Source organism: Desulfosarcina sp. (assembly GCF_046496365.1).
Lineage (GTDB): Bacteria > Desulfobacterota > Desulfobacteria > Desulfobacterales > Desulfosarcinaceae > Desulfosarcina.
This window is the reverse complement of the sequence record NZ_JAWOHB010000078.1, coordinates 1-2,545: the sequence shown is the minus strand read 5'-3', so window position 1 is coordinate 2,545 and position 2,545 is coordinate 1. Positions and strand designations below refer to the sequence as shown.

Annotated in this window: 2 protein-coding genes; both read right to left on the bottom strand. The window is 56.4% G+C overall.

Annotated elements, in window-relative coordinates; all coding sequences use genetic code 11:
* Positions 1–603: hypothetical protein (locus tag R6V78_RS06590; protein ID WP_410288545.1), on the bottom strand; the 603-nt coding region annotated here is incomplete at its 3' end.
* 292 nt (positions 604–895) lie between these two features.
* On the bottom strand, positions 896–2,545 hold a 1,650-nt coding region (locus R6V78_RS06585; protein WP_410288544.1), incomplete at its 5' end, for a hypothetical protein.

Below are 2,545 nucleotides of genomic sequence, written 5' to 3'. Positions count from 1 at the left end.
CAGTGGCCCGTGATAATTTCTCAGATTTTCCCGGACCAGTCTTGCGCCTCCGCGATCGCTTTGCGAGGATCCTGAAACGATAAAGAGGTGGCGGGCTTCGGGCAGCAATTTTCCAATCAAGATGACTTGGCCAAGTACATCGAATCCATAGACCAAGTTCCTGAGGTAGGGCTTTACAGTCGAATCCTTTTGGAAGTCGGGGTTAATCGTGAGAACGATCATCGGAACGTTTCCGAACAACGCCTCGCTGTATTTGGCGACAAGATCTGCGGCTTCATCACCCAGGCCAAAAACAACATCCATTGGGGGTTGAGAATATTTATAGTGCATCAGATCATTGAACTTTTGCAGGTAGACAGGATCCTTATACCGAAATCGGTCTGCAAACTCGATGTTGAGCTCGACGGGATACGCAGACGCCGAATGCAGGTTCGAACGCAGGCTTTGGACCAATGCCACCGTAAACGGCAACCCTTCTTGACTAAAAATAATCGCCAGAACCCGCTTCGTTGCGACCCGGTTGGTGTCGGCGGCATCCACCGGTGAAACCAGCGGCAGGCAGGCCAGAAAGGCCAGAATAACGGCTTTCTCAAGTCTTCGCATTGCGCAAAGTCCTTTAGGTTTCATTCAGGTTTAAGGCCGTTTGAACAATACGTGACCGACCACGTTCTGCGTATCTATTCGATGAGCAGGTCGGCATTCTCTCAGCCAAGTATTGTAAATGTCAATCCAAAAATGATGAACGCATACGCCCCATAAAAGATCCCTCGCTTTGCTCGGGACGGCTGCGCTGGATTGCCGCGGCGCTTCGCGCCTCGCAATGACGCCGTGGACTTTTTGCGAGCACCAAACACATCATGAGACGCTTGGGAGGGTGGGCTTTTCCGAAGGACCGCTATGCACTTCGCAACGGCGATCTCTGGATAACCCAGATCGTCAGCATCGGAAACAGCAGCCCGAGACAGGTGACGGTGACCAGTAAAACACCGAGCGCGGAGTAATCGGCAGGGACGGTGACGGCACCGGATTGCAGATCCAGGATCTCGCGGCTGACTGTGAAAATCCGATTCAGGTATTTCGTACCGAGGTTGCTCAAGGACAGGGCCAGGTTGGTAAACGAGGCCATCACCGCAAAAAAGGTGGCCTTCAGGTGCGGCGGCGCGCTGTTGGCGATCCATGCCAGCATGGGGATCATCGCCACCTGGCCCAGCGGCGATTCCAGAGCGGTGTCCACCACGGCGATGAAACGCGCATCCACGATTCCATTGGTCAGGGCCGAGGTCCACGCGTGCAGCCCGTAGTACATGCCGATGATGGGCAAACTCAATACAGACCCGACCAGAGTCAGGAATCCCACCACATATGCAATTGATTTTTGGGCCATAAAGCGCCGAAAGACGAACATCCCCATCAGGGCGAGCCCGCCGCCGATCAAGGACAGCATCGACATGAATTGCTGGTCGAAGCCTAAGGTGTCGATCTGCCACCAGGTGGCGCCGGCGCCGGGTCCGGGAAGGGCCCGAAACACGAAAATGACGATCGCCGTGCCGACCAGATTGCGACGGGCAGGAGAAGACAACTCCTTGAGCAGTTTGGCCATCAGGAAGAGGACGATGGCCAGCGAGCCTGCCAAAACGATTTCCTGATTATAGGGAACGTGGCACAATCCCATCACCAGCGTAAACAAAACAAAAACCAGGCTGCCCCCCAGAATCCACCAATTGGGCTCGACCGCCGGCCCGCTTCGATCCTTTCCCGGAAGAATCCCTCCGTCCGACAAGCCGAGCTGCCGATACTTGCCTACGCGGATTCGCTTGAGCAGACCGGCCATCACCACTCCGGCCACTGAAATCACCGGGATAAGCAGGGCCATTCGATAGATATCGGAGTAGACGCTGCGTTTCAACGCTTCCGGCATGGCGCCGACGCCGCTGAACATGACGATATTGACGACGGATACGGCGATCCCCCCACCGACAATCGCCATGCGGCCCAGTGTCTGCATGGTGGTGTGCATCAGCCGGATGGTGCGTTCGTCGAAGGCCGCACCCTTGTCGTCGACCAATGGCACGGCCTCGACGGTCATGGCATCTGCCACCACATCCTGAATCACATAGCCCACCGGCGCCAGCAAAGCCGCAAGGACAAACCACGACTCCACGCCCATAAAACGGATCATCCAAGCGGTAGACTCGATCAAACCAAGCATGATCGCAAGGCTGGCGCTAATGATTGCGGCGCCGAAAAAGACCAGTGCGGACTTCCAACGCCAGATCAGGTCCACCAAGTGGCCCAGCGGCATCTTCAGCGCCCAGGGCAGTCCAATCCAGAATCCGAGCATGGCCAAAAACTCCGCCGACAGTCCGAGGGTGTCCTTGACGAAAAAAGTCCCGACGATGCCGGTCAAACCGGAAATACCGGCGGCCATGTAGACCAGAAGGGGAGGCAGATACGAAAGGCGTATCTGCCGCACCGGATCGATAATACGCGTTTTGACCCGGAACCAGACCGGGACCGCCGGGTGACGCGGATGCTGTCGAGGGGG